This is a genomic window from Mesorhizobium sp. M7A.F.Ca.AU.001.01.1.1, assembly GCF_004022735.1.
GTDB classification, from domain to species: Bacteria; Pseudomonadota; Alphaproteobacteria; order Rhizobiales; family Rhizobiaceae; genus Mesorhizobium; species Mesorhizobium ciceri.
In genome coordinates this window covers 1-4,137 of the sequence record NZ_RZPF01000598.1, presented here as the reverse complement: position 1 = coordinate 4,137, position 4,137 = coordinate 1, and the positions used below count along the sequence as shown (strand labels likewise).

General features: G+C 62.4%; 5 protein-coding genes. 3 read left to right on the top strand and 2 right to left on the bottom strand.

Annotated features, from left to right (window positions below; genetic code table 11):
- Positions 1–633: pyridoxal-phosphate dependent enzyme (locus EN884_RS27950; protein ID WP_128360854.1), on the bottom strand; the 633-nt coding region annotated here is incomplete at its 3' end.
- The gene (locus EN884_RS27945; protein ID WP_244514328.1) at positions 623–1,726 is read right to left on the bottom strand and encodes a succinylglutamate desuccinylase/aspartoacylase family protein; all 1,104 of its coding nucleotides are present in this window, start codon (positions 1,724–1,726) and stop codon (positions 623–625) included. The genes EN884_RS27945 and EN884_RS27950, both read right to left, overlap by 11 nt.
- Before the next feature lie 95 nt (positions 1,727–1,821).
- On the opposite strand from EN884_RS27945, the gene EN884_RS27940 reads away from it, so the two are divergent.
- The 3 genes from EN884_RS27940 to EN884_RS27930 all read left to right on the top strand — a co-directional run.
- Positions 1,822–2,607 carry an IclR family transcriptional regulator gene (locus tag EN884_RS27940; protein WP_013530438.1) on the top strand — a complete coding sequence of 262 codons (786 nt, stop codon included), beginning with the start codon at positions 1,822–1,824 and terminating at the stop codon, positions 2,605–2,607.
- Between the two features lie 130 nt (positions 2,608–2,737).
- A complete protein-coding gene (locus EN884_RS27935) occupies positions 2,738–3,487 on the top strand; it encodes a GntR family transcriptional regulator (RefSeq protein ID WP_027160933.1) in 750 nt (249 codons plus the stop codon).
- A gap of 68 nt (positions 3,488–3,555) precedes the next feature.
- Positions 3,556–4,137: putative N-acetylmannosamine-6-phosphate 2-epimerase (locus EN884_RS27930; RefSeq protein ID WP_128360853.1), on the top strand; the 582-nt coding region annotated here is incomplete at its 3' end.

Sequence of the window (4,137 nt, the reverse complement as noted above, 5' to 3'; positions counted from 1 at the left end):
GGCGTGAAGGGTCGGTGAACCGGTCGGCTCGACACCAACGATCCTGGCGTCGGGTTTGACGTGCTTCAGGACTTCGGACATGCCACTGATGAGGCCGCCTCCGCCGATCGCGACGATGTAGATGTCGGCATCGGGAATCTGGTCGACCATCTCCAGCGCCACGGTTCCCTGGCCGGACACGATCTGCGCATCGGCGAAGGGATGCATGTAGAAGGCGCCGCGCGCTTTTGCCTCGGCCAATGCAGCCTCATGCGCTTCATCCCAGACCTTGCCTTCGAAGCGAACGTCAGCGCCCCATTTGCGCAGCTTTTCCGCCTTCAGCGGGCTTGCATTGTTCGGCAGGTAGATGGTGGCGGGAGCGCCGGCCCGGGCAGCCACATAGGCGGTGGCCAGGCCGTGATTGCCGCCGGATGCGGCGACCAGTCCGTTTTCGATCCGGCCCGGCTCGAGCGTTTTCACCCGGTTCGTGGCGCCCCGGATCTTGAAGGAGCCGCTCACCTGGAGGCATTCGAGTTTCAAATAGACATCATTTTGGAGGTTCGCGCCCGTGGCATGGTCGAGCTTGACGACCGGGGTGCGCCGTATGAAGGGGGCAATGCGCCGGGCAGCCGCCATGATGTCTTCATGGCTCATCGGTCAGTGCCTCCGGATATTCGTTGGCCAGCACGAAACAGCAATTCCCCGGGCGCACGCGGCCGGGTTGACGCTTGGCGAAAACGATGCCGTCGATGGGGTGAAGGAGATCGATGGGCGCGCGCGACAGCGTGTGGAGGAAGTGAATGCGTCCGGCAAGGTCGCCTTTGCTGACGGCACTGCCGAGGGGGCTCAAGGGTTCGAAGACACCGTCCTCCTCGGAAAGCAGATAGCCTTCGCTTCCGGGCACCTTGAGCACGCGTGCGTTGGCGCCAGGGGCAATGTCAGGCGCGCCCTTCAGGACGCCTGCATGTTTCAGCACATTGCGGATGCCCCTGCGGCAGATGGCCAACGCATCCGGACTGACAAGGCCGCCGCCGGCCATCTCGCTGCCGATGACGATCAGCCCCTGGTGATTGGCGGACGCGGTCGAGGTCCGGGTTTCACCGAGATTGTCGACCATGACAACGGTCGGCGCCCCGAAGGCGAGCGTCGCCTTGATGTTCTTGCGATGCCCCTGCGCGGTCGGGGAGGGCTCGATGATCGCGCTCGGCAGGATCATCAGGGACGAACCGCCGGAGTGGAGATCCAGGAAATAGTCGGCCTTCGGAAACAGGATGTCATGCACATAGGCCGCTATCTGGCTTGTCAGCGTGCCGTTGAAATCGCCTGGAAAACTGCGGTTGAAATTCAACCCGTCGACCGGGGAGGTGCGGGTGCCGGCCTCGACGGCCCGAATGTTGATGGCCGGAATCGCGATGATGCGACCGGCTATATCCCGTGGATCGATCTCGCGCAGAAGCTCGCCGAGCGCGATCGGCCCCTCATATTCGTCGCCGTGGTTGCCACCCTCGATCAGGACCGTCGGACCGTCTCCGTTCTTGATGACGGCCAGCGGAACGCGGACCGTGCCCCAGGCATCGTCGTGCGGCGATTGGGGCACATGGAAGAAGCCGATCTGCTTGCCCTCGCGATCGAAATCGACCGACGTGTAAACACTGTTGTTCCGGGGCGTGATGGTCGCGCGGACAGTGTTTGCTGGTCTCTGGACGGTCATCGGCTCGGCCTCGAAATTCATTGTCCCCGTCATCATGTCAGTTTTATATATGGTGTCAAGTTTGGATATAAAACCAATGGCAATTCCGATTTCTTGTCTCTATCGTGCGTGGACCACCGGGGATTCTTCGAATGGCAGATGACGCAAAAGAGAGTGGCAAACCGACCTATTCGGCCCCGGCGCTGACGAAGGGTCTGGATGTCCTGGAGCTGCTGGCGGAGGCGCGAGCGCCCTTGACGATGAAGGAGATCGCGGAAGGCCTCGGTCGTTCGAAGAATGAGATTTTCCGGATGCTGATCGCGCTCCAGGAGCGTCAATATATCGAGCGCAACGCCGAGACCGACGCCTATTCGTTGACCGACAAGCTTTTCAAGCTGGGGCTGCACACGCCGAGCGCTCAGGATCTCATGTCCGCCGCAATGCCCGAGCTGACGCGGATTGCCGGGGACTCAAATCAGTCGCCGCACCTGGTCGTCTTCAATCATGGCTTGACTGTCGTGACCGCGGCCGTTCCCGGCGGCGAGGACATGGCGTTCACGCTGCGCCTCGGCTACGGCCGCCTGGCCACCGACGCGACCTCCGGCCATGTGATCCTTGCCTTCCAGCCGCCAAAGGTCGCGACGCGGATGATCGACGAATGTGCGGCACATTCGCCGGCGCCGCTGGATCGAGAGGCGCTGGAAAAGCAGCTTCGTACCATCCGCGCGGACGGTTACTGGATGCGCGAGAGCCGTGATTTCGTCGGCATCACCGATATCTGCTGTCCGGTCATCGGACCGGACGGCAGCGCCGTCGCCTCCATTATCGTCGCCTATATCAATCGCCATACGCGTGAAAGCCGCCATGCCTTTACTCTGGAGGTCCTGCGTGCTGCCTGCGATCGCATCTCCATGAAGCTGTCACCGCGGGTTCGCTGAGGGGCCGTGGTGCGCTGACGGCGCGGACGAGGCACCGCCCGCGGGACGTTTGCACCGGATTGATAATACCAGTATGGGTCCAGTCAGGAATGTTTTGATCCTGGGTGCTTCTCGCGCGGGAGGAAGAGCAATGACAACCGTGAACCTGATCGGGCTTGTCAGTCGGGAGATGGAAGCGACAGCCTCCGATGTGCCGCTTTACCGACGGTTGAAATCGGCGATCGAGGCAGCGATCCGTTCCAACGCTTTGAAGGCCGGCGCGGTTCTGCCGGGCGAGCGGGTTCTGGCGGAAGCCCTGTCGATCTCGCGTGTCACTGTGAGAAAAGCTCTGGCGTTGCTCGAAGAGGAAGGGCAGCTCAATCGCCGGCATGGTTCCAAAACCGAGATCGGGTCGCGGGTCGAAAAATCGCTTTCGACGCTGACGAGCTTTTCGGAGGACATTCTGGCGCGCGGCCTGAAGCCTGGATGCCTATGGCTTTCCAAACAGATAAGCCGTCCATCGCCAGCCGAAATGATGGCTTTGGGTATTGCCGCAAACACCAATGTAATCCGCATGCGCCGCGTGCGGACGGCCGATGGCGCGCCGATCGCCGTCGAGGTCTCGGCCGTGCCGGTTCGCTTCCTTCCTTCGCCCGAGATGGTTCAGGACTCCCTCTATGAAGCGCTAGATGCACGCGGCTTCCTGCCTCAGAGGGCAATCCAGCGCATGCGCTCGCGCGGCGCATCGCTGGAGGATGCAAGACACCTTCATTGCGAGATGGGCGCACCGCTGCTGATGACCGAGCGCCGCTGCTTTCTCGCCGACGGACAGATCGTGGAATACTGCGAGACACGCTACAAGGGAGACGTCTACGACTTCGTCTTCGAGCTGCAAAGATAATACCAGTTATGAACTGGTTGTAATCTGGTATTTTCCATTTATCGTGATGGCGACAGGGGAGTGCCGACGTGCAGCGGGAAGACATCGCCAACAGTCTCATCGTGTCCTGCCAGCCGGTTCCCGGCGGCCCGATGGACAGTGCGCAATTCGTGACGGGCTTTGCCAGGGCCGCTCTTGAAGCCGGAGCCAAGGCCCTGCGCATCGAATCCGTGCCCTATGTCGCGGCCGCCCGCCTGGCCGTCCGCGAGCCGATCATCGGTATCGTCAAGCGCGATCTGACCGACAGCCCCGTGCGCATCACGCCCTATCTGGCCGATGTCGAGGCGCTGGCCGAGGCGGGCGCCGATATCATCGCTTTCGATGCGACGGACCGTGTCCGTCCCGTTCCTGTCGAAGCGCTTGTGAAAGCCGTCAAGGCCAGGAACAAGCTGACCATGGCCGATTGCTCTTGCCTTGACGATGCGCGCCGGGCCCTTGCCGCGGGTGTCGATTTCGTCGGCACGACGCTTTCCGGCTATGTCGGCGGGCCGGAGCCGGAGGATCCGGACATTGCCCTCATCGCTCAAATGCGAACCCTGAGCCCCTACGTCATCGCCGAAGGGCGTATCCGGTCGCCGGAGCAGGCGGCCGCCGCCGCGCGCGCCGGCGCC

Coding starts and splice junctions, on each gene's coding strand:
- EN884_RS27945 (WP_244514328.1), bottom strand. CDS start 1,726: ATGATGACGGGGACAATGAATTTCGAGGCCGAGCCGATGACCGTCCAG.
- EN884_RS27940 (WP_013530438.1), top strand. CDS start 1,822: ATGGCAGATGACGCAAAAGAGAGTGGCAAACCGACCTATTCGGCCCCG.
- EN884_RS27935 (WP_027160933.1), top strand. CDS start 2,738: ATGACAACCGTGAACCTGATCGGGCTTGTCAGTCGGGAGATGGAAGCG.